The organism is Glutamicibacter soli (assembly GCF_003309065.1).
GTDB classification, from domain to species: Bacteria; Actinomycetota; Actinomycetes; order Actinomycetales; family Micrococcaceae; genus Glutamicibacter; species Glutamicibacter soli.
Genome location: NZ_POAF01000001.1, coordinates 237,509 through 259,848 on the forward strand (window position 1 = coordinate 237,509; position 22,340 = coordinate 259,848).

Consider the following 22,340-nt stretch of genomic DNA (forward strand, 5'->3'; position numbering starts at 1 on the left):
ATAGGCAATTAATTCCTAGAACATCTGCCGCCAGTTGGTCTTGGCCAGATCCAGCAGCTCGTCGCCGCGCCCGGACATGACCGTGCGGATCGCGTAGAGCGCGAAACCCTTGGCCTGTTCCAGCTTGATCGACGGCGGCATGGACATCTCCTGGCGGTCGGTCACCACGTCCAGCACCGCCGGTCCGTCGTGGGCCAGGAAGTCCTTGATGGTGTCCTCCAACTGGGAGGAGTCCGTCACGCGGTAGCCCTTCAGCCCGGCGGCGTTAGCCAGCGCGCCGAAGTCGGGATTCTGCAGGTCGGTGGCGTAGGTGACGAATCCAGCGGCCTTCATTTCAAGTTCCACGAAGTTCAGCGAGGAATTGTTGAAGACCACCACCTTGATCGGCAGCTTGTTCTGCGTGGCGGTGAGCAGCTCGCCGAGCATCATGGCAAGCCCGCCGTCGCCGGCGAAGGCGATCACCTGGCGGGAGCGGTCGATGGCCTGGGCGCCCAGCGCGTGGCACAGCGCGTTGGCCATGGAACCGTGGTTGAAGGAACCCAGCACCCGGCGCTTGCCGGTCATGCTCAGGTAGCGGGCCGCCCAAATCACCGGGGAACCCACGTCGGCGGTGAAGATCGTGTCCTCGTCGGCCGCCTGGTCGATCAGCCGGGCCAGGTACTGGGGATGGATCGCGGTGCCCGGCTTGGACCCGGTAGCCAGCTCGTCGAGCTTGGTCCGGGTCTTGCGGTAGTGCTCCAGCGCAGTGTCCAGGTGCTTGCGGTGCGTCTGCACCGGCAACAGCGCCGCCAGCGCGGCCGCGGTGTCCTTCACGGTGCCCACCAGGGGCACATCCACCCGGGTGCGCCGGCCGATCTGCTCGCCGCGGATGTCCACCTGGATGATGGTCGCCTGCTGCGGGTAGAACTGCTGGTACGGGAAGTCGGTACCCAGCATCAGCAGCACCTCGCATTCGGCGATGGCCTTGGCGCCCGAGGCGAAGCCGAGCAGGCCGGTCATGCCAACGTCGAAGGGGTTGTCGTATTCGATGTGCTCCTTGCCGCGCAGCGCGTGCACGATCGGGGCGCCCAGCTTGTCCGCCAGGGCGATGACCTCGTCGTGGGCGCCGGCGGTGCCGGCCCCGGCGAGGATGGTGACCTTGCGCGAGGATTCGAGGATTTCCGCGGCGCGCTCCAGCTCCTGCTCGTCGGGCAGGATGCGCGGGTTGGTTTTCACGATCTGGTGGGTTTCGCTGCGCTCCATGCTCGACAGGGCCACGTCCCCGGAGACCACCAGCACTGCCACGCCGCGTTTCTCGATGGCCTCGCGCATCGCGATGCGCAGCATGCGCGGCATCTGCTTGGGGTCCGAGACCTGTTCGGCGTACACCGAGCAGCCGCGGAAGACTTCCACAGGATGGGTTTCCTGGAAGTAGTTGGAGCCGATTTCCTCGGTGGGGATGTGCGCGGCGATGGCCAGCACCGGAACCCGTGAGCGCTGCGCGTCGTACAGCCCGTTGATCAGGTGCAGGTTGCCCGGCCCGCAGGATCCGGCGCAGACGGCCAGCTCCCCGGTGATTTCAGCCTCCGCCGCGGCGGCGAACGCCGCGGCTTCCTCATGGCGGTGGTGGATCCATTCGATGCGGCCGTTGACCCGCAGCGCGTCGGTCAGGCCATTGAGCGAATCGCCGGGAATGCCGTAGATCCGGCGGACCCCCTGGGCGTCGAGCTGGTCGATAAGGTGTTCGGCAACGGTAGGCAAGACAGCTCCTTTGGAACAGTGACGGTGTCACTTTCACCCTACTGCGCCAGCGCCCTGCGGGCTAAGTGTTTTTGCAGATACCCCGCTGCCTCTCAGGTCACAGGCGTGTCGGCCGGGGCTCAGCCGGCGAATCCGGGCCAGTAGTGCGAGTCCGGCAGCGCGCGGGCCCCGAAGATGCCCTGCCCCACGCGCACCACTGTGGCGCCCTCGGCGATGGCCAGCTCGAAGTCGCCGCTCATGCCCATGGACAGTTCCGCGATCCGCTCGTCGGCCTCGCGCACGGTGTCACGCACGGCCCGCAGCTTCTGGAAGCAGCGGCGCACCGCCACCTGGTCGGTGGAGAAGATCGCCAGGGTCATCAGGCCCTTGACGTGCAGACGGTCGAAGGCCGGCAGCTGCTTGACGAAGCCGGGCGCCGCTTCCGGCGGCATGCCGAACTTGGATTCCTCGCCGGAGGTGTTCACCTGCACGAATACGTCCAGGGTGCGGTCCTCCAGCTCCAGGCGGCGCTGCAGCGCCTCGGCCTGGCGCAGGTTGTCCAGCGCCTGGAACTCGTGGGCGAAGCGCGCCACGTACTTGGACTTGTTGGTCTGCAGGTGCCCGATCACCGAGTACTTCAGCTGCGGCAGGTCCGCCAGCTCCTCGGATTTCTGCAGCGCTTCCTGCACCTTGTTCTCCCCCAGCCAGTCCACCCCGGCGGCGATCGCCAGGCGCAGCCGCTCGGAGGGCACGGTCTTGGTGACCGGCAGCAGGCGCACGCTGCCCGGCGCGCGGCCCGCGGATGCTTCCGCGCGGGCGATCCGCTCCCGCACCGAGGCGAGGTTCGCGGCGAAGTCCGCCTGGGTCTGGGCGTGGGCTGCTGCGGAGGGGTGTTCACTCATGATTCCATCCTACGACCGCGTCCACGGTGCGCGGTTATGCTGGGTGCACAGAAGACATCCGCGCACCGGCCCGAATTCCGGCGCTGAACAGGAGCTCCCGATGACCAGCATGCCCCCGGTCCCGCGCCGCATGGCCAACACCGCAGACCTCGCCGCCCAGGCGGACGGCCGCAACGGGGCGCTGTGGAAACTTGAACCGGGCCGGCGGGACCTGGACGCGAACGTGATCGCGCTGGCACCGGGAGCCGAGATCGGCGAGCACGTGGGCCCGGAGCTGGACGTGCTGCTGCACGTGGTCGCCGGCTCCGGCCTGCTGCACGGCGAGGGAACCACCGTGCAGCTGGGTGCCGGGGACATCATCTACCTGCCGGCCAGGGCCCGGCGACACTTCGTCGCCGGCGAGCAGGGGCTGTCCTACTTCTCTGTGCACCAGCGCAAGAAGACCGCCGGGCTGATGCCCGCGCACCGGCCCAGCGAGACCTAGTCCTCCCAGATCCCCTCGGCCAGGAAGCGCTCCAGTACCGCGGTGTGCGGGGCCAGGTCAAGGCCCTGGTCTGCCAGCCAGTCGTCGTTGTAATAGGTGTTGGCGTAGCGCTCGCCGGAGTCGCAGATCAGCGTGACGATGCTGCCGCGCTCACGGCGCTGGAGCATGCCGGCGATGATCTGGAATGCGGCGTAGAGGTTGGTGCCGGTGGAGCCGCCGGCGAAATAGCGGGTCTTGGCCCGCAGCAGGCGCATGGCGGCCAGCGAGCCGGCGTCGGGGACCTGGATCATCTCGTCGATGACCCCGGGCACGAAGGACGGCTCGACGCTCGGGCGTCCGATGCCCTCGATCCGCGAGCCCACGCCGGTGGAGTAGCCCATGTTCCCGGTGCGCCAGCCCTCGTAGAAGGAGGAGCCTTCGGGGTCCGCCACGGCGACCTTCGTGTCGTGGCGCTTGTAGCGCACGAAGCGCCCGAAGGTCGCGCTGGTGCCGCCGGTGCCGGCACCCACCACGATCCAGCTCGGGATCGGGTAGCGCTCGGCGCTCATCTGCGCGAACACCGATTCGGCGATGTTGTTGTTGCCGCGCCAGTCGGTGGCCCGCTCGGCGAAGGTGAACTGGTCCAGGTAGTAGCCGCCGGGGCCGGCGGCCAGCTCGCGGGCCGCCGCGTCGACCTGCCCGGCCTGGTCCACCAGGTGGCAGCGCCCGCCGTAGAACTCGATGAGCTCGATCTTCTCGGTGCTCGTGGACTTAGGGACCACGGCGATGAATTCAAGTCCCAGCATGCGGGCGAAGTACGCTTCGGAGACTGCGGTGGAGCCGCTGGAGGCCTCCACCAGCGTGGTGCCCTCCTGGATCTTGCCGTTCACCAGGCCGTAGAGGATCAGCGACCGCGCCAGACGGTGCTTGAGCGATCCAGTGGGGTGCACCGATTCGTCCTTCAGGTACAGCTCGATCCCCCATTGCTTGGGCAGTTCGAAGCGGTGCAGATGCGTATCGGCGCTGCGGTTTGCATCGGCGTCAAGCAGGGAGATGGCCTCGCGGACCCACTGGGTTGATTGCGTCATCAAACCAGCTTATCGCCACCTGTCGCGCCATCAGGCAATCTCCGCACAGCCGTGGTAGTTTCAGACTCGAGACGAAGTATCGGATAAGGGATGCCATGGCCAAGGCCCGTCAAAATGCGACACCACTAGTGTCTATCTGTTACGCACTGGTCGTTTTCGCGGCCTTGAACTGGGCGGTGTTCGGCACCGGAGCGATCCGCGGCTCGCATCTGGGCCAGATCGCCGGCGGCTGGTTGGAAGCCGACGCCACGGTGATGGCGGTTCCGCTGGTGGCCCAGCTGCCCTGGTTCGCCCTGATGGCTGGCCTGGGCATCTATGCGGTGTGGCAATGCATGCCCACCGCCAGGCACACGGACCTGCACGGCAAGCTGCGCCCCTGGGTACTCGCGCTGGTCCTGCTTAATGCCCTGTGGCTGCAATTGCTGCAGCGCGACCGGATGGGCTTCAGCCTGCTGTTCGCGCTGCTCATGCTCCTGGTGCTGACCCGGATCGCCTTGATGATCGACCGCACCACGCTGCGCAACAACATGGACCGCTGGATCACCCGGTCCAGCTTCGGCTTGTTCACCGGATGGCTGGTCATCATCGTGCTCGGCGAGGCGGCGGCTTGGCTGGCGGCCCTGGGAGTGGATTCGAACCGGCTGATGTTCAAGGGAATCGCGGCCCTGGTGCTGCTGCTGGTCAGCCTTGCCCTGTGCGCGCTGACCTTCAAGAAACCCATCGGGCTCTACATGAACGCCGGGGCCCTGTGGGTCGTTTTCTGGATCACCATCGACCGCTACACGTGGCAGGCCTCCTCGCCCCTGTTCGCCGGGGTGGCGAGCGTCGCCACGCTGTTGCTGCTGCTGTGCCTTGCCAGCGCGGTGCGCACCCGGCTGCGTCGGCTGCGGGATCCCCAGGAGCCTGCGGACGGCGAGCCCGCCGCGTAAGCCGCGCCCGTGAAGTCTCTGGGAGTTCGCACTGAGCGCAACCAACGGTGCTTGAGCGCGTTATCGGTGCTGGCTAGGCTGGAGACGTGAACGCACGGCGTCCCATCCACGGGCGCGGGCCAACCGAGAGGAAGTTATGTCGAAGACCGCCAAGAATTTCAAAGAAGTAGAGAAGTCGCTGGCCAAGCTCGCCAAGTCCGCCAAGGAAGAGCTGCCGGACGAGTTGCGCGAAACCTGGAACAACGCGATTTCCGGCGTGAACGTCGAAGCGATCAGCCACGCCGGGGCGAATCTGGTGGAGAACGTGACGGGCAAGTCCAAGGCGGCCAAGCGCACCCGCGCCTCGGTGGAGAATGCGGTGAAGAGCGCGCAGAAGTCGCTGGCTCCGAAGCAGAGCCACAAGGGCCGCAACTTCCTGATCATTTCGCTGATCGTTGCCGCGGTGGCCGCAGTGGTCCTGAAAAAGAAGACCGCCTAAGGCTTGAGATCCGAAGGGCATCCGGGGCATACCCGGATGCCCTTTTGCATGCCTGCCATGTGGTCTGGGCCCCAGCAGCTCGTTCTTCGCCTCACAGAACGTTGCAGCAGGCCACCGGGTGCCGCACAATGAAGTTACCAATCGGTAACTTACTGGTTGGCGGCACGGCGGCCGTTGCGCCGAAAACAATTGCCAGCTCCTGCCGGCGGAATCGGGGCAATCCCATGATCCTCACCAACACCACAGTCCTGGGCACCGGCGTGCTGGGCGCGCAGATCATCTTCCAGACCGCCTATCACGGCCTGCCCGTCGTGGGATACGACATCACCGAACAGGCACTGGAGGCGGCAAACCACCGCCTGGATTCACTGGTGCAGACCTACGCGGACTACTTCGACGCAGGAGACCGCTCCAAGGCCCAGGCAGCGCGCGATTCCATCCGACTGTCCATGGACCTGGCCGATGCGGTCAAGGACGCAGACTTCGTCATCGAGGCCGTCCCGGAATCCCTCGATATCAAACAGGGCACCTACGAGGCCCTAGCTGCCGTGGCGCCGGAGCGCACCGTGTTCGCCACCAACTCCTCCACCCTGCTCCCGTCGGCCATCGCACCGCACACCGGGCGCCCGGAGAAGTTCCTGGCCCTGCACTACGCCAACCACGTCTGGCAGAACAACACCGGCGAAATCATGGGCACCGCGCTCACCGGCAGCGAAGCCTATGAGGCCGTGGTCGACTTCGCCGAACGTACCGGTCTGGTGGCGATTCGCGTCCTCAAGGAGCAGCCGGGCTACCTGCTCAACTCCCTGCTGGTCCCGTTCCTCCAAGCCGCAAGCCACCTGCTGGTCAACGGCGTGGCCGACGCTCCGACCATCGACAAGACGTGGAAGCTGGGCACCGGCGCCCCGAAGGGACCCTTCGAGATCTACGACATCGTGGGGCTGAACACCGCCTACAATATTTCCAGCATGGGTGACGAGACAAGCAAGAAGTTCGCCGCCCTGCTCAAGAGCGAGTACATCGAGAAGGGCAAGCTGGGCGCGGCGACCGGCGAGGGCTTCTACAAGTACAACTAGCGGCGTGGCCAGCTGAACAGTTCGGGCGGCTGCGCCCCGTCATCAAGAAGCAGGTCGATTTCGATGCAGTCGCTGTCATAGTCCACCCCGCAGGCCAGCCTGGACAGCGAGCGCCAGACGCGGCGCACTGGCGTGTCATCGGGGCGTGATGGGTGGATGGCCAGCTCGCGGATCGCCGCAACAGAACCGCTGACGGTCCTGGTCTTCGCGCCATGGACGGCGAACTGCTCGTGCTGATCACACATGTAATAGGGATGTTCACCGCGAGTGACGTAGGCAAGCACCCACTCGACGCGCTAGCCGGGGCTCAGCATCCCGCCGCAACAGGCCTGCTCGGCAGGATCGAGGATCACGGTGATCTGCATCATGCCAGTATAGAAGCATGCCACGCATGAAGCGGGGACCGCGGCGGCTGTCGGCAGCCACCGCGGTCCCCGCTATTCTCGGTTGTCAGTGCCCGCGTGCATTGCCGCGTGCCTTCAGGGCCGCGGCCACGCCAACCCCAGCCAGGACCAAGCCCAGGGGCAGGAACCACAGGCTGCCCACCCCTGTCTGCGCCAGGTCATCCGTGGCTGGTTCCGCGGCCGAGGTTTCCCCGGCGTCCGGCGCGGCGGACTCGGCGCCGTCCGGCGCGCCCGCTGAGCCGTCACCCTTGCCCTCGCTGGTGGACGGAGTGCTCGACGGCGAGGTGCTCGGTGCAGCCGAATCGGTGGGAGTCGAGGATGCGGTGGGCGCCGCAGATTCGGTCGGAGCGGTACTCGCCGCAGGCGCCAAGGCGAAGGCTTCGGCCTCGGCCCCGAGGCTGGCGAAGACGGTTTCTCCGCTGGCATCCTTCACCGCGTCGTTATCCGTCACCACGTAGACCTGGCCGTTGCCGGCGACAGCGAGGCCTTCAAGCTTTTCCTGGGTCCGGCCGTTGGTCCGCTCCAGCACCGGCAGGACGTCCACCGCCAGCTTCTTCTCCAGCAGGGGAACCGTGTCGTTCGGCGCGCTGGCCGAGGCTTCGGGCAGGGCGAACTGGTACACGGCCTTCAGCTTGGCGTTCTCGCCGATGCGCTTGTCGCGCTCGATCACCGCAAAACTGCCGTCCGAGAGCCGGGTGATCTCCGAGAGACCGTTCCAGCTCCCGTCGTCCCCGGCATCCTCCAGCTGGTAGCCATACCAGGAGAATTCGCCGCTGGCTGGGAGGTAGCGCCCGATGCGGACGAAGTCCTCGCCCCCCACCTCGCGCTGCAGGGCGAAGACCACTTCTTCTTCCTCCCCCGCGCCGAAGGCCGCAACTCCTTCCAGCCCCTGGCCCTTCAACGTCCCGACAATGTCCTGCGGCAGCTGCACCCGCTCGGCGACCGCGCCGTCGACATCGATGCGCACCAGCGTGTTGCCCGCGCCCTCGGCTCCCTCGCTGGCCGCCCAGAAGCCGCCCCCTGCACGGGCGGAGATGCCTTCCAGGTCCAATTTCGCCGGGGCGCCGTCCTCGGTCACCGGCAGGGAGTCCGTGACCAGCCCCTGGCCGGCATCGATGGTGTAGATCAGCGGTTCGTAGGCATTGTCACTGACCGCGAAAATCTGGTGCGCAGCCTCCGGGTCGGCGCTCAGCCCGCTGAGCGCTCCGAAGGGCACCGGAGCGGACGGATCGGAAGACAGCTGCGGGAACTGCGGCGTGGCGGCACCGAAACTGAACAGGGTCAGCGCCGAACGCACACCCTCGTCGGCCTCGTCGGTTTCCGAGGAGACGGCGAGCAGGTCGCGCCCCGGGATCGGAAGGATCCCTTCGGGACCATTGGTGGTGGGCAGCGTCTGTAGGTATTTCGGCTCGCGCGGGTCGCTCAGGTCGTAGACCGCCACGAAATTTCCGCGTTCGGAGGCGACGAAGGCGTACTCGACACCCCGGTACTCATGCACGGCCAGGCCTTCGGGCTCGGTGCCCTTCTTGCCTGCGCGGCCTTCGGGGAACAACCCCTGGGACAGCGCAAGGCGCTCAAAACGGTTTCCGGCGTCCCACACCGGTTCGCCGGTGAGGGAATCGAAAATGGTGAAGCCGCGGCTGCCACCCTTCCAATCCCCCTCATTGGCGGTCGCAAGGTAGCGGTCCTGGATCCATCCGATGGCATCCGGTTCGCGGGGAACTCCCTGAAGCGAACCGCTGGGGTCGAGTTTTCCGTCGTCTTGCGTGTCGATGCCGGCCAGATCCACGGATCCGGCGCTGAACGCCTTGGTAATCTTTCCGCTCGGCAGGTCGATGAGGACAATGCCATTGTTTTCCTGGAGGGTTACCGCCACCTGGTTGCGGTCATTGATAGTGACATATTCGGGTTCCGGATCTTGCGGGGTATCAAGTCCGGCCTGGGCAAGCTGGTCGAGGGCTACCGGCTTTTCACGGGTGCCGCCGGCCAGCGGCACTTCGCGAAGCGTCCATTCGTCCGGGGCGCCGCCCAGCAGATCGAGGATGGCCACCGAACCGGCCGGAGTCTGCGGCAGTCCACCGTCCCCGGCATCTTCATCGCGTTCATTCTCGATGGCGATCGCCGCGTAGGATCCGTCGGCGGACAGGGCGATGGAGTCGGGCTGCCCGGACAGCTCGATGCTGTGCACCAGTTTGCGATCCGCGATGTGCACCACGTCCACGCGGCCCGACGGGTCGATGTAGCTCTTGGAGTTGTTGACGACCACGAACACGTACTCGCCGTAGGCGGCGACGCTGGTCGGCTCGTCCTCGGCGCTACCCAGCTGGTGCAGCGGCAGGGTTCCCAAGCCCGCTGGATTCGAGGCGTCCGAGATGTCGACGAAGCCGATCATGCGGGACAAGGCATCGGTATAGATCAGCGTCTGTCCGTCGGCTGAGACAGTGGAGATTTCCGCGGCGGTCTCAGCCGCGGCCCCCTCGGGGTGGTTCTGGTAAACCGGGTAGGTGGCGGTGCGTTCAAAATAGCTTCCGGTGTCCGCGCTGGCGGCTGCGGACAGTGTCAGCGGCACCAGACCGCCGGCCCCCAATGCCAGCGCGGCAATAATGCCTGCTGACCTCTTTGCGGTTCGATTCACGTGGGTAGTCCCCCCAAAAAATAGCTTGGTGTTTGCTCAAGATGGCCCCCCAAGAGTCGCAATCCTTTCCGACCGGCAGGTGAACACCGGGCGACGCGTAGTAGTCCACTCGTCGTCATTTTCGATGGGCCCACACTCCAGCAGACAGGCAGCCGCTAAGCCCAGGCCTTGAATGCGCCGGTTCGAGCCAACCGGTCTCCGAGGGGACCGATGATCGAAAAGGAATCCTGCCCAGCAATACCCTGCACCGTGTCCCGCTGGGTGATCGTGGTGCCGTCGGCCAGTTCGATGCTCATTTCAAGGACCAGGGAGGCGCCCTTTGCCCGCTGCTCCTCGCGGAGCCGTCCGGCGGCGACCGCCTCCACGATCCGCTCCACCTGCCTGATGGACGCTGTATCCGGCAGGAAGGTGAATTCGACACCTGCAATCTCCATCACCAGCTGCGCCGGGACGTCGGTGAAATCCAGTCGCCAGTGCACTTCGGCGGCTCCCCGGGCCCGGGGCAGCAACGAGGCCAGACCCGTGGCGTCGATCCACGCGTCGGCCAGGTGGCCGTAGCGCTGGGCCAGTTCCTCCGCGAGTTCACGCAATTGGACGGCTGCGTCACTGAGCTCGAATTGCGCACGGGCGACGCCTTCGCGCGCTCCCGGCTCCGCTGGGCATTCCAATTGCGGATCCCAGTCGCAGATCTCCGGCATCTGCCCGGGGTCCTGCAGCTTCAGGGTGACATGGATCAGGTCGTGGTCGAAGTCAGTGCCCGCCGGAACGCTGGTGGTCGGGGTGATCCGGGCAGGCTCCCCGGTCGGCAGCAGCTGGACCGGATCGCCGATGGCCGGCTCGTAGCGGCGGTCGATGTAGTGGATCTCCTTCACCGTGCCGTGAACCGCCGCGACCGGCACGCCGGAATCACTGAGCACGTCATGGTCGTTCAGTTCGTAGACCACGGTGCCATCCGGATGGCGCAGCCGGGCGATCTCCCACTGCACCTGCTGGCCCACCTCGAAGCCCGGGTGGCAGCAGGCGTGAAGCGCCCCGTGGATTTCCAACTCGATCTGCATGGCACCACCGTAGCCGAACGCACGCGCCGGCGACGGAACGAACCGGCCAAAGCCCGATAGGATTGCCAGGTGGCTCATATTGACGTGACAGACATCCAGTATTTCCTTTCCGACGGCACCCAGCTGCTGGGCGGGGTGACCTTCAAGGTCACCGCCGGCTCCAAGACCGCGCTGATCGGACCCAACGGCACCGGCAAGACAACCCTGTTCAAGATCATCGCGGGCGACCTGAAAGCCGACGAAGGCTCCATCAACCGCACCGGCACCCTGGGCATCATGCGCCAGTTCGTCGGGCAGGTGCGCGACGAGTCCACGGTGAAGGACCTGCTGCTGTCCACCGCCGCCCCGGCCCTGGCCCAGGCCGCCGCAAAGGTCGCCGAGTACGAGGCGAAGATGCTCACCAGCGAGGACGAGAAAGTCCATATGCGCTACGCCGAAGCGATCATCGAATGGGGCGACGCCGGCGGCTACGAACTGGAAACCACCTGGGACAAGGTCTGCATGGCGGCCCTGGGCATCGGGTTCGACAAGGCCGGCGACCGGCTGGCCCGCACGCTCTCCGGCGGCGAGCAGAAGCGCCTGGTCCTCGAAGCGCTCTTCGAGGGCAACGACGAACTGCTGCTGCTCGACGAGCCGGACAACTACCTGGACGTGCCGGGCAAGCGCTGGCTCGAGGACACCATGTCCCGCTCCAACAAGACCGTGCTGTTCATCAGCCACGACCGCGAGCTGCTGAACAATGCCGCTACCCGCATCGTGACCCTGGAACCGGGCCACGGCGGCGCCACCGCCTGGGTGCACGGCGGCGCATTCGGCTCCTACGTTCAAGCCCGCAAGGAGCGCAACGAACGCTTCGAGGAGCTGCGCAAGCGCTGGGACGAGGAGCACGCCAAGCTCAAAGAGCTGGTGAACATGTACAAGACCAAGGCAGCGTTCCGCTCCGACATGGCCAACCGCTACCAGGCCGCGACCACCCGGCTGGAAAAGTTCCTGGAGGCCGGCCCGCCGCAGGCCATCCCGCTGGAGCAGAACGTGAACATGCGCCTGAAGGGCGGGCGCACCGCCAAGCGCGCGGTGGTCGCCGAAAAGCTTGAACTGACCAACCTGATGAAGCCCTTCGACGCGGAGATCTGGTTCGGGGACCGCGTGGGCGTGCTCGGCTCCAACGGCTCGGGCAAGTCGCACTTCCTGCGCCTGCTGGCCTCCGGCGGCACGGATCCGGAGCGCGAGCACCTGCCGGTGTCCGACGTGGTGATCGAGCCGGTGCAGCATGCCGGCACGGTGAAACTCGGCGCGCGCATCCGTCCGGGCTACTTCGCCCAGACGCACTCGCGCCCGGATCTGTTCGGCCGCACCCTGCTGGACATCCTGCACCGCGGCGACGAGCACCGCTCCGGCCTGCCGCGCGAGGCGGCCGCCGGCGCGCTGGACAGCTACGGGCTGGCAGGCCAGTCGGAGCAGAAGTTCGATTCGCTCTCCGGCGGGCAGCAGGCGCGCTTCCAGATCCTGCTGCTGCAGCTCTCCGGCGCAACCCTGCTGCTGCTTGACGAGCCCACCGACAACCTCGACCTGCATTCGGGCGAGGCGCTGGAGCGCGCCATCGACGCGTTCGAGGGCACGGTGCTGGCAGTCACCCACGACCGCTGGTTCGCCCGCGGCTTCGACCGCTTTCTGGTCTTCGGCTCGGACGGCAAGGTCTACGAATCCGACACCCCGGTGTGGGACGAGACCCGGGTGCAGCGCGAACGCTAAACCCGACAGTGGATGCTACGCGGCGAGGTGCCCGGTGCTGGCCGCGGGCTTGGGCATCCTGCTCCCCTGCCACGCGCTGAAGCACAGGGCCGCGGCCAGGGCGAGGAGCGCACCGAGGCCCGCGGCGCCGCTGGTACTCCACAACCCGTTTTGCGCGAACAGCGCCGGCACCGTACTCGACGGGATGCCGGCGCTAACCAGCAGCCATCCGGCGAAACGTTGCAGGTCGATGCGCCCCAGCCTGCTCACGCCCAGCGCGTGCTGCAGGAACAGGCACAGCCACATGATCGCCCAGGCAAGCCAAATGACCGCGAAAACCGGGTCGAAGTCCAGGGACATGAGCGCCTTGTAGATGGCAATGCCCGCCACGAAGCTGCTGAACCAGCCGAAGGCTGTTGCATCGAAGCCCAAGAGCGTATTCAGCCCTACCAGCAGGTAGGTCATGCCGAACAAGTAGCTGGGCCACGTATCGTTGATCAGCACGTGATCGCCCTCGGCCTGCACCATGATCAGCGTGGGCAGCAGGATCTGCACCCCACCGACCAGCAGGTTCAGCACAGCGGCCGACCGCGCCGGAATCCGGCCCAGTGAAACCAGCCCGTTGACAAACAGGATGAGGCCTACAAAAACCAGCCCGACATGGACCATGGGTTCCTCCACTCGCACGCGGCGCACCCGGATGCGGATCCGGGCATCGGGACCCGCGTCCTGCCGCTAACCACAGTTTCAGATACCGATGCCCGGGTGGCAAGTCCGCGCCGAATCGTTACTCCACGAGTTTGCCTTCCTGGGACACCTCGGTGATCAGTTCCGCGATCTGCGCCGGAACTTCGGGAATCGGTTCGCGGGTGATCCCGGTGCTCGGCGACCAGACCAGGTTCACCTGCAGCGCCGGATCCATGGCCGGGTAGTCGCTGCGGTTGTGGCAGCCGCGGGTTTCGCGGCGTTCCAGCGCTGCTTCCAGCGTGGCGCGGGCGGCCAGCGCCGAGGACTGCAGGTCGAAGGCGTGGGCCAGGTCCTGGTAGCCGGCGATGTCCGGGTGGATTCCCACGTTGGCCATGCGCTGCTCGATGGCCTGAAGCTTCGCCAAGCCTTCCAGCAGCCCGGCCTCGTCGCGCACCACCCCGGCGTGCTCGGTCATCAGGTCGCGGATGGCGCGCTGCAGGCTGCGCACGTTTTCCTGGCCGCGGGATCCGAGCAGCTCGGCGATGTGGGCGCGGGCGGCGGCGATGGCCTGGGCCGAGCGCGGCTGGGAAGCCAGCGACGCGGAGTACTGCGCCGCGTGCTGGCCCACGATGCGCCCGAAGACCAGCAGCTCGATCAGCGAGTTGCCGCCCAGCCGGTTGGCCCCGTGCAGCCCGGAGGAGGCCTCGCCGATGGCGTAGAGCCCGGGAACCTCGGTGGCATGGGTCAGCGGGTCCACCCAGACCCCGCCCATGGAGTAGTGCGCGGTCGGTGCGATCTCCATCTTCTGCGAGGTGATGTCCAGCATCTGCAGTTCCATCATGGTCTGGTAGACCCGCGGCAGGCGCTTCATGATGACCTCGCGGTCAAGGTGCGAGACGTCCAGCCACACCCCGCCGTTCTCGGTGCCGCGTCCTTCGCGGATCTCGGTGTAGGCGGCCAGCGCGACCCGGTCGCGGGTGGACAGCTCCATGCGCTTGGCGTCGTAGCGGGCCATGAAGCGTTCGCCCAGCGCATTGGTCAGGATGCCGCCTTCGCCGCGCGCGGCCTCGGAGACCAGGGTTCCGGCGTCGCTTTCCGGTTCGATGATGCCCGAGGGGTGGAACTGCACCAGCTCGGGGTCGCGCAGCCGGGCGCCGGCCTGGACGGCCAGGCGGAACGAGTCGCCGGTGTTCTCGTCGCGGCGCGAGCTGCTGCGGCGCCAGATGCGGTTGTGCCCGCCAGCGGCCAGGATCACCGCATCGGCGTGGATGAGATAGCCGGTGCCGTGGTTCACGTCGAAGCCGTAGGCGCCGAAGATCTGCCCTTCGGCGGTGAGCAGCTCGGTGATGTACACGGTGTCGAGGATCGGCACCTGCAGCTGCTCGGCCCGCTTGATCAGCGTGCGCTGGATCTCCAGGCCGGTGTAGTCCCCGGCGAAGGCGGTACGGCGGAAGGTGTGGGCGCCGAAGAAGCGCTGCGAGATGCGGCCGTCCACCTCGCGGGCGAAGTTCATCCCGTAGCGTTCAAGGTCCTCGATGCCGCGGGCGGCGCCCTGGGCGACCACCTGCACGGTGCGCGGGTCGGCCAGGAAGTAGCTTTCCTTGATGGTGTCGGCCGCGTGCTGCTGCCAGCTGTCTTCCTCGTCCATGGTGCCCAGCGCCGCGTTGATGCCGCCGGCGGCCAGGGAGGTGTGCGCGTCGTGGCGCGGGCGCTTGCCTACCGCCAGCACGTCGACGCCCTGCTCGGCCAATTCGATCGCGGCGCGCAGGCCGGATCCTCCAGTGCCGATGACGAGGACTGACGTGGATATCTGCTGTTCTGGTTTCATGTTTTCCAGCATCTGCCCGGGTCCACGATACGTCCAATGAATTATCCTCATGATTTCCATAGCAGTAAGCTATGCATCATGAATCTAGAGCAACTTCGAGGGTTCGCCACCATTGCCCGCGTGGGGCACTTCACACGCGCGGCCGAGGCCCTGCACCTCTCCCAGCCGTCGCTGAGCCGGCAGATCTCCACGCTGGAGCACGATCTGGGCACCACGCTGGTCAACCGCACGCGCGGCAACCTCACGCTGACCGCCGCGGGGCGCGCTCTGCTTCCGCTGGCTACCCGGATGCTTGCAGATGCGGAGTCGATTCGCGTGGAGATGGCCGAACTGGCCGGATTGCGCCGCGGCCGGGTGCGCTTGGGCGCGCCGCCGACGCTATGCGTGTCGCTGGTGGCCGAGGTGCTGGAAACCTATCGCGCGACGTATCCCGGCATCGAGTTGCAGATCTCCGAGGCAGGTTCCCGGACGCTGCTGGAGCAGCTCACCGGCGGCCAGCTCGACTTGGCGCTGATCGTCACCAGCGAGCACGCGGTGACCGAGCCAAGCCTGGCGCACACCGAAGTGCTGGTGGAGCAGCTGGTGGTGGCCGATTCGATGCAGCATCCTCGACTGGGCCAGGGCCCGGTGGAATTGCGGGACCTGGCAATGGTGCCGCAGATCGCCTTCTCCCCCAGCTACGACTTGCGGGCGGCGACGCAGAGCGCGTACCGCACGCTGGGGCTGAGCCCCAACGTGGTCATTGACGGCGGTGAAATGGACGCAGTGCTGCGCTTCGTCCAGGTCGGACTGGGCGTGGCCATCGTGCCGGCCACGGCCCTGGTCGGACGGAGCCAGCTGCACGGCAGGGCGCTGCGCAGCACTCCGCGCAAGGACACGGATCTTGCCCAGCCGAACCTTGAACGCACCATCGGGCTGGCGCATCGCCGCGACACCCCTCCCGGGGCGGCGGCCATCGCGATGCGCGAGCTGCTGTTGCAGACCGCGGGCCAGTTGGCCCAGCGCCACCCGCAGATCAGCCTGCGATCTTGATACCCAGATGGTCGGCCAGCTGCGGCGCCAGCGACATGAGCTGCAGCTGCGTGACCTGCGCGCCGCGCAGCCCGGTCACCCCGTCGACCATATCGAATTCAAGGCCAGTCAGGTCCACCGAACTCAGCTTCGCCTGATGGGCCGCCAGCACCTTGGTCCGCGAACTGGTGAAGCGCACCCGTTGCAGGGTGCCCAAATCCAGTTCGTCGAACTGGCAATCGCGGAACTCCACATCGCGCAGCGTGGCGCCGCGCAGGTTCAGCCAGCCAAACTTGCAGTTCTCCACCAGCAGCGAGTCGACGCTGGACTCGGCCAGGTCGGCCGAGCCAAAGCGGCTGTGCGAGATGCGCACCTCGTCCAGGCGCACGCCGGCGGCGGCCAGCACCGGAGCGGAGACCTGGTTCAGCTCGCTCTGCAACACCCGGGCATTGCACAGCGAGAAGCGGTCGGCGTTCAGTCCGGAGAATTCGCACTGCTCGAACCGCACGTCGTCGGCCGCGATCTCCCCGTCCAGCCCGGCAAAGCGCAGCTGGTCGAGGTAGCCTCCGGCGTCCAGATCCCCCGCGTAGCCCTCGGCCAGCTCGGGCAGGATGAACGGACGGATCTTGGGGGCTGGCATGGTGCTCCTGACGTGCGGCGTGAATGGTACTGCCACCCCACTGTACGCGCCCGATCCCCTAGAACTCGTCGATCACCAGCTTCTTCATGCCCATCATGTGCTCAAAGGCATTTGGCCTGGACATGAGCTCACCCAAGTTGGCGGGAACAATTTGCCAGCTGACACCGAACTTATCCGCGAGCCAGCCGCACTGCTCCGCTTCGGGCACCGCGCTCATGGCATCCCACACCCGGTCCAGCTCTTCCTGCCCGTCGCAGGGCCACTCCAGCGAGACGCCGGGAGTGAAGGAGAAGTCCTGCTCGACACCGGAGTCCATGGCGGTCACCCAGTCGTCGTCCAACGCGAAGTCGGAGAACATCACCGATCCGGCGGCCGCCGGCCCGGTGGGCTCGGGATAGGTGACGAACATGCCCTCGCGGGCGCCGAACACTTCCTTGTAGTGGGCCACCGCTTCCGCCGCGCGGTTCTGGGCCGCTCCGCCGAAGAGCAGGCTGGGCATCACGAAGGGACGCGGATCACCCTCCGGGCCGCTCAGGATCAGCTGCCAGGACACGTTGTACTTGTCCTGCACCCAGCCGTAGCGGGGGCTGTAGGGGTATTCGCCCAGCTCCATCAGCTCCTGCCCGCCGGCCGACAGCTTGGCCCAAGTGGCGTCCAGATCGGCCCGCGCCGCGTCGACGCTGCCCTCGTAGTCCGCCGGGTCGAAATTCAGCATTAGCGAGATCGAGGGGTTGGGGGTGAAATCGGGGTCGGCATTGACCAGGGTGATCCGCTGGCCGCGCACGTACACCGCAACCGTCAGGGCTTGGCCTGCCAGCGGCTGCTGGAAGTCCAGCAGGCCCTCGGTGGGGTAGCGCGATTCCACCTCCATGGAGCTCCCGGGCAGGGCATCGGCATAGAAGTTTCCGGCTTCCTCGCCGGTGCCGTTCATCCACAAATTGACTCTGAGCTTCTGCATGACTGGTCCTCACGAATGTGCGCTCTTGCGATGCCGATCTGCCCACCGGCATGCCGGGGTATGGCCAGGTCGCGCGGCCGCGGCGGATGCCGTCCGCGCACCTGATGCTACCTGCTGCGCAGCGCGCGCGGAATACTTCGAGACCGATTCCCAGTTCGGGTTTGCCAGCCCTACACCGCGCTGTTGCCCGGGGTTTGCGCCGACCGGTCAGCAGCCGGGGCCCGTCCGGAAAATTCGTCCATGGAGTGGTAGATGCCCAGCACCTTTTCGGCCAGCAAATCCCAGGCCGCCCGCGGCAGCACTCCGCGCAGCGCCTGCCCCAGCTTGCTGGTCCACGGCAGCAGCACCATGGGGGTGGCGCGCAGCATCGCATCCCACGCGCGGTCCGCCACCTGCTGCTTCTGCAGCATCGGGGTTAAGAGCATACGCCGGGCCCCGGCGAACATTCCGGTATCCACGTAGGTCGGGCAGAAGGTGGTCACCGCCAGGTTCCTTCCCGGCTCCCGCTCGAGCTCGAGGCGCAGCGAGTCGCTGAAGCTGGCGACAGCAGCCTTGGATGCTGCGTACACACTCATGTTCGGGTTCGATACCAGCGCCGCTGCCGAGGCAATGGTCAGGATGCGGCCCGGCCGCCGCACTCCCAGCTGCGGCAGCAGCGCATGGGTCAGGTACATCGGCGCCAGCGCATTCACCGCCATGGCGGAGTGGATCTGCCCGGTGCTGTGCTGGGCGAAGGGCTTGCCGGTCACCACCCCGGCGTTGTTGACCAGGATGTCGATGCCGCCGGCCGCCAGCGCCTGCGCTGCGCCCTCGGCGATCTGCGCGGGGTCGGCCAGGTCCACCACCCGGGTCTCGATGGCGGTCTGCGGGAATGCCGCGCGCAGGGCATCGGCGGCCTGTTCCAGCAGCGGCTCGTTGAGGTCCCAGAGGACCACCCGCGCCGCCTTGTCGGCGCAGGCCCGGCGTGCGAACAGCTCCCCCATGCCCTGGGCCGCTCCGGTGACCAGCACCGCCAGTCCGTCGACCGATTCCAAAACCTGCCTGCGCGGCATGATGCACCTTTCCCCGGGAGTCTGAAAGGCCAGAATATCTTGTGAGATGCCCCATAGCCGCGAGGCTGTCCCGTGACCCCGGGCAGGCGGGGCGCCGCGCTAGCCTTGAATCTGCGGGATCGCTCCGCAGCCTATGCAGCCGAAGACGAAGTGAGGACCGAATGCGCATCGACCAACTGGATGCAGACCTGATTGAGCTGCTCACCGACTCCCCCATGCTGCCGGTCATGGAATGCGCCCGCCGCCTCGGGGTGGCCCGCGGCACCGTCAGCAGCCGGCTGGCGCGGCTCCACGAGGCGGGGGTGATCCGCGGCATCGTGCCGCGCATCGAGCCTGCCGGCTTCGGCTACACGCTGGTGGCCTTCTGCTCGGTGGAGATCATCCAGAAGTACGGGCACGATCCCGTGGCTACCGCCTTGGAGGAAGCGATCCCGGAGATCGTGGACATGTACACCGTCACCGGCACCTCGGATCTGCAGCTGCGCGTAGTGGCCAGGACTCCCGAGGACCTGCAGGACATCTTCAACCGGATCAACACCGTGCCCGGGGTTGCCCGCACCTCCTCGTCCTTCGCCCTGCACGAGCATTTCCAGGGACGCACCCTTCCCCTGGTAGAAGCCTGTGCGAAAGCTGGTTCGGGAACTGTGCAGACTGACCAGTAAAATGGGGTGTTGACCAATTTTCGCTATGCAGGTTGCATAGCGGTGCGCGCGGCGATTGAAACGGCCTGATCCGCCACTCTAGAGTCAAAGCTTGTGAATCGCGACACGCGAGGATATGAGCGGGGCCACCCGCACCCCCATTTGTGCCCATGGTCTTCAGAGAGGAACCCATGACCCTTCACCAGCGCCCTTCCTTGCAGGCAGTCCCCGCTTACAAGCAGGGAAAGCCCGCCGCCGCTGGAGCCTCGAAGCTCTCGTCCAACGAGTCGCCGCACGAGCCGCTGCCGTCGGTGCTCGACGCCATCCGCGACGGGATCCAGAGCATCCACCGCTACCCGAGCATCGCCGCCCCGCAGGTCACTGCGGAACTGGCCGCGCTGCACAACGTGGATCCGGCGCACCTGACCCTGGGCGCAGGCTCCGTCGAGGTGGCCGCGCAGCTGATCCATGCGGTCGCCGCCGAGGGCGATGAGGTCATGTACGCATGGCGCTCCTTCGAGGCCTACCCGTCGCTGGTGCGCATCGCCGGGGCAACCCCGGTCGAGGTGCCGCTGGACGCCGACGCCAAGCACGACCTGGACGCCATGCTGGCCGCGGTCACCGAGAAGACCCGTCTGATTTTCATCTGCAACCCGAACAACCCGACCGGCACCGTGGTGGAAGCCGAGGCGCTGGAGCGCTTCATCGCTGCCGTGCCGCGCGAGGTGCTGATCGTGATCGACGAGGCCTACGTGCACTTCGACCGCTCGGCAGTGCGCGCCGACGGCGTGGAGCTGTTCAAGAAGAACCCGAACGTCGCGGTGCTGCACACCTTTTCCAAGGCCTACGGCCTGGCCGGCCTGCGCATCGGCTACGCCATCAGCCCGCTGGAGGTGGCCGAGAACCTGCGCAAGGTCGCCATCCCGTTCGGCGTCTCTGATCTGGCCCAGCGCGCGGCAGTCGCCTCGCTGCACGCCGCCGATGAGCTGGCCGTGCGCATCAACGAGGTCGTCGCGCAGCGCGAGCGCATGTACGCGGGCCTGGGCGCCGCCGGCTACCCGGTCGTCGCGTCTGAAGCCAACTTCGTATGGATCGCCGCCGGCGACGCCACCGCTGACATCGAGGCCCGACTCGAGGCCGGCGGCGTGGTCGCCCGGGCCTTCCCGGGCGAGGGCCTGCGCATCTCCTCCGGTTCCGAGCTGGACGTGGACCGCGTGCTGGCAGCGCTGGGCGCCGATTCCGCCGCCGTGGCCGCAGTCGAAGGTGCCATCGCGTGAGCGCGGCATTGAAGGACCAGTCGCAGCAGCATCTGCATGCGGGGCTGACCCGCCGCCAGATCTCCATGATGGGCCTGGGCGGCGCGATCGGCGCCGGCCTGTTCGTCGGCTCCGGCCAGGCGATCTCCATCGCCGGCCCGGCCGTGCTGGTCTCCTACCTGCTGGCCGGCACCGTCATCATCGTCATCATGGCGATGCTGGCCGAGATGGTCGCCGCCAACCCGTCCTCCGGCGCGTTCAGCACCTTCGCCCACAAGGCGATGGGACGATCGGCCGGCAGCACCTTGGGCTGGCTGTACTGGATCCAGCTGGTTGTGGTGGTGGCCGCCGAGGCCACCGGCGCCGCGGCCATCGTCGCCGGATGGTTCCCCAGCGTCCCGCAATGGGGCTGGGTCCTGCTCTTCGTGATCGCCCTGTCCGGCGCAAATCTGCTGGGCGTGCGCAACTACGGGCGCTTCGAATACTGGTTCGCGGTCATCAAGGTCGCGGCGATCATCGCCTTCCTGGTGCTCGGCGCTCTGGTGCTCAGCTACATCATCCCGACCGATCAGCCGGTGGGCCTGGGCAATCTGGCCGCGCACGGCGGTTTCGCCCCGGGCGGCATGGCAGGCATCGCCGCCGCAGTGCTGATCGTGATCTTCTCCTTCGGCGGCACCGAAGTGGTTGCCATCGCCGCGGCCGAGTCCAACAACCCGGCTGACAACATCAAGCGCGTGGTGCGCTCGGTGATGGCTCGAATCCTGGTCTTCTACCTGGGCTCCATCCTGGTCATCGTCGCCGTGGTGCCGTGGAATGATCCGGCCATCGTGACCGGGCCGTTCGCCGCGGTGCTCAGCGTGCTGAACGTCCCGGGTGTCGAGGTCGTCATGAACGCCGTAGTGGTCATCGCGCTGCTCTCGGCCATGAACGCCAACATCTACGGCTCCTCGCGCATGCTGTATTCGCTGGGCAAGCGCAAGCTGGCCCCGGTGGCAGTAACCCACGTGACCGGCAAGGGCGTTCCCGCCAAGGCCGTGATCAGCTCCGTTGCCTTCTCCTTCCTGGCCGTTGGCCTGAACTGGATCTGGCCGGAGAAGGTCATGCCGATCCTGCTGAACGTGGTCGGCTCCACGATCATCGTGATCTGGTCATTCATCGCTGTCACGCAGTACATCCTGCGCCGCCGCGCCGACCGGAACGGCGAGCACCTGCCGGTGCGCCTGTGGGGATTCCCGTACCTGTCCATCGCGACCATGGTGGTCCTGGCAGGCATCATCGGTGTCTCCATGACCGATGCGGCGGCCCGCACCCAGCTGCTGCTGACCGCGGGGCTGACCGCAGTGATCTGGATCGTTTCCAAGATCGCGCTGCGCAACGTACCTGAGGTGATCGACGTGGAGCACGTCGACGAGGTCGCCTAGGCCCCCTGGCCAATGGCTCCGATCCGCACTGCGGGTCGGAGCCATTGTCGCTTTTAAGGTGGTTTTCACTTGGCGCAATGCCCGATTTCGCGTTCCCGGAATTGTGTTCTATGATTATCAAGTTGCCTCATCAGGTAGCAATCCTCACGGGGGTATGGCGCAGTTGGTAGCGCGTCTGCATGGCATGCAGAAGGTCAGGGGTTCGAATCCCCTTACCTCCACGAAAATTAATCTCAGGATGCACCAGCATCCTGAGATTTTTCTTTACCCGGATTCAAAAACCTACCGTAACGGCAGATTCATTCAAGCTGCAGACATTTCGAGCTCGACTCGTTACCCTTGGCTCTACAGCTCTCACCGAGG

20 protein-coding genes and 1 tRNA gene are annotated in these 22,340 nt (G+C 66.6%); 10 read left to right on the forward strand and 11 right to left on the reverse strand.

All coding sequences use genetic code 11. From position 1 onward, the window contains the following. Window positions 1-15: 15 nt before the first annotated feature. Together poxB and C1H84_RS01130 are read right to left on the reverse strand one after the other, a co-directional pair. Window positions 16-1,740, reverse strand: coding sequence for a ubiquinone-dependent pyruvate dehydrogenase (gene poxB / locus C1H84_RS01125; protein WP_113606328.1), 1,725 nt, complete (start codon window positions 1,738-1,740; stop codon window positions 16-18). A gap of 119 nt (window positions 1,741-1,859) precedes the next feature. Next, entirely contained in the window at window positions 1,860-2,621 is a 762-nt protein-coding gene (locus C1H84_RS01130; protein WP_047119247.1) for a YggS family pyridoxal phosphate-dependent enzyme, read from the reverse strand. A gap of 100 nt (window positions 2,622-2,721) precedes the next feature. Here C1H84_RS01130 and C1H84_RS01135 point away from each other — a divergent pair, with 100 nt between their 5' ends. Then, window positions 2,722-3,105, forward strand: coding sequence for a cupin domain-containing protein (locus tag C1H84_RS01135; RefSeq protein ID WP_047119248.1), 384 nt, complete (start codon window positions 2,722-2,724; stop codon window positions 3,103-3,105). Here C1H84_RS01135 and C1H84_RS01140 read toward each other — a convergent pair. Beyond that, window positions 3,102-4,172, reverse strand: coding sequence for a PLP-dependent cysteine synthase family protein (locus C1H84_RS01140; RefSeq protein ID WP_047119249.1), 1,071 nt, complete (start codon window positions 4,170-4,172; stop codon window positions 3,102-3,104). The genes C1H84_RS01135 and C1H84_RS01140 overlap by 4 nt on opposite strands. A gap of 128 nt (window positions 4,173-4,300) precedes the next feature. Between C1H84_RS01140 and C1H84_RS01145 the strand changes: the two genes are divergently transcribed. The 3 genes from C1H84_RS01145 to C1H84_RS01155 all read left to right on the forward strand — a co-directional run bounded on the left by C1H84_RS01145 (window position 4,301) and on the right by C1H84_RS01155 (window position 6,655). After that, complete coding sequence (locus C1H84_RS01145) at window positions 4,301-5,101, forward strand: hypothetical protein (RefSeq protein ID WP_146955800.1); 801 nt, start codon at window positions 4,301-4,303, stop codon at window positions 5,099-5,101. A 136-nt stretch (window positions 5,102-5,237) separates the two neighbouring features. Beyond that, on the forward strand, window positions 5,238-5,579 hold the full coding sequence (locus C1H84_RS01150) for a hypothetical protein (RefSeq protein WP_047119251.1): 342 nt from the start codon (window positions 5,238-5,240) through the stop codon (window positions 5,577-5,579). Between the two features lie 224 nt (window positions 5,580-5,803). Continuing rightward, window positions 5,804-6,655, forward strand: coding sequence for a 3-hydroxyacyl-CoA dehydrogenase (locus C1H84_RS01155; RefSeq protein WP_053798220.1), 852 nt, complete (start codon window positions 5,804-5,806; stop codon window positions 6,653-6,655). Here the strand turns inward: C1H84_RS01155 and C1H84_RS01160 are convergent. The 3 genes from C1H84_RS01160 to C1H84_RS01170 form a co-directional block, all read right to left on the reverse strand. Next, window positions 6,652-6,900 (reverse strand): hypothetical protein, encoded by a 249-nt coding sequence (locus C1H84_RS01160; protein WP_113606329.1) that lies wholly within the window; start codon window positions 6,898-6,900, stop codon window positions 6,652-6,654. The genes C1H84_RS01155 and C1H84_RS01160 overlap by 4 nt on opposite strands. A 205-nt stretch (window positions 6,901-7,105) precedes the next feature. Next, window positions 7,106-9,694, reverse strand: a complete 2,589-nt coding sequence (locus C1H84_RS01165; RefSeq protein ID WP_113606330.1) for an esterase-like activity of phytase family protein — start codon at window positions 9,692-9,694, stop codon at window positions 7,106-7,108. A 155-nt stretch (window positions 9,695-9,849) separates the two neighbouring features. Continuing rightward, the gene (locus tag C1H84_RS01170) at window positions 9,850-10,752 is read right to left on the reverse strand and encodes a DcrB/PsbP domain-containing protein (RefSeq protein WP_146955803.1); all 903 of its coding nucleotides are present in this window, start codon (window positions 10,750-10,752) and stop codon (window positions 9,850-9,852) included. A gap of 69 nt (window positions 10,753-10,821) precedes the next feature. On the opposite strand from C1H84_RS01170, the gene C1H84_RS01175 reads away from it, so the two are divergent. Beyond that, complete coding sequence (locus C1H84_RS01175) at window positions 10,822-12,504, forward strand: ABC-F family ATP-binding cassette domain-containing protein (protein WP_047119256.1); 1,683 nt, start codon at window positions 10,822-10,824, stop codon at window positions 12,502-12,504. Between the two features lie 15 nt (window positions 12,505-12,519). Here C1H84_RS01175 and C1H84_RS01180 read toward each other — a convergent pair whose 3' ends face one another. Both C1H84_RS01180 and C1H84_RS01185 read right to left on the reverse strand, forming a co-directional pair. Next, entirely contained in the window at window positions 12,520-13,152 is a 633-nt protein-coding gene (locus C1H84_RS01180; protein WP_113606332.1) for an AmiS/UreI family transporter, read from the reverse strand. A gap of 118 nt (window positions 13,153-13,270) precedes the next feature. Continuing rightward, window positions 13,271-14,998: an L-aspartate oxidase gene (locus tag C1H84_RS01185; RefSeq protein WP_113606546.1), complete on the reverse strand. Its 1,728-nt coding sequence runs from the start codon at window positions 14,996-14,998 to the stop codon at window positions 13,271-13,273. Window positions 14,999-15,076: 78 nt separating this feature from the next. Between C1H84_RS01185 and C1H84_RS01190 the strand changes: the two genes are divergently transcribed. Further along, a complete protein-coding gene (locus C1H84_RS01190) occupies window positions 15,077-16,030 on the forward strand; it encodes a LysR family transcriptional regulator (RefSeq protein WP_053798226.1) in 954 nt (317 codons plus the stop codon). On the opposite strand, the gene C1H84_RS01195 is transcribed toward C1H84_RS01190, so the two are convergent. From C1H84_RS01195 to C1H84_RS01205, 3 genes are all read right to left on the reverse strand, one after another. Then, window positions 16,014-16,649 (reverse strand): pentapeptide repeat-containing protein, encoded by a 636-nt coding sequence (locus tag C1H84_RS01195; protein WP_113606333.1) that lies wholly within the window; start codon window positions 16,647-16,649, stop codon window positions 16,014-16,016. The genes C1H84_RS01190 and C1H84_RS01195 overlap by 17 nt on opposite strands. A 58-nt stretch (window positions 16,650-16,707) precedes the next feature. Continuing rightward, on the reverse strand, window positions 16,708-17,607 hold the full coding sequence (locus C1H84_RS01200; RefSeq protein ID WP_113606334.1) for a VOC family protein: 900 nt from the start codon (window positions 17,605-17,607) through the stop codon (window positions 16,708-16,710). A 170-nt stretch (window positions 17,608-17,777) separates the two neighbouring features. Then, window positions 17,778-18,659 carry an SDR family NAD(P)-dependent oxidoreductase gene (locus C1H84_RS01205; protein ID WP_113606335.1) on the reverse strand — a complete coding sequence of 294 codons (882 nt, stop codon included), beginning with the start codon at window positions 18,657-18,659 and terminating at the stop codon, window positions 17,778-17,780. A 161-nt stretch (window positions 18,660-18,820) separates the two neighbouring features. Between C1H84_RS01205 and C1H84_RS01210 the strand changes: the two genes are divergently transcribed. The 4 genes from C1H84_RS01210 (at window position 18,821) to C1H84_RS01225 (ending at window position 22,198) form a co-directional block, all read left to right on the forward strand. Then, window positions 18,821-19,321, forward strand: coding sequence for an Lrp/AsnC family transcriptional regulator (locus C1H84_RS01210; RefSeq protein WP_047119261.1), 501 nt, complete (start codon window positions 18,821-18,823; stop codon window positions 19,319-19,321). 170 nt (window positions 19,322-19,491) lie between these two features. After that, complete coding sequence (gene hisC / locus C1H84_RS01215) at window positions 19,492-20,577, forward strand: histidinol-phosphate transaminase (protein WP_113606336.1); 1,086 nt, start codon at window positions 19,492-19,494, stop codon at window positions 20,575-20,577. Further along, window positions 20,574-21,977, forward strand: a complete 1,404-nt coding sequence (locus tag C1H84_RS01220; protein WP_244910775.1) for an amino acid permease — start codon at window positions 20,574-20,576, stop codon at window positions 21,975-21,977. The genes hisC and C1H84_RS01220 overlap by 4 nt, the downstream gene beginning before the upstream one ends. Before the next feature lie 148 nt (window positions 21,978-22,125). After that, window positions 22,126-22,198: transfer RNA gene (locus tag C1H84_RS01225), tRNA-Ala, on the forward strand. Window positions 22,199-22,340: the final 142 nt, after the last annotated feature.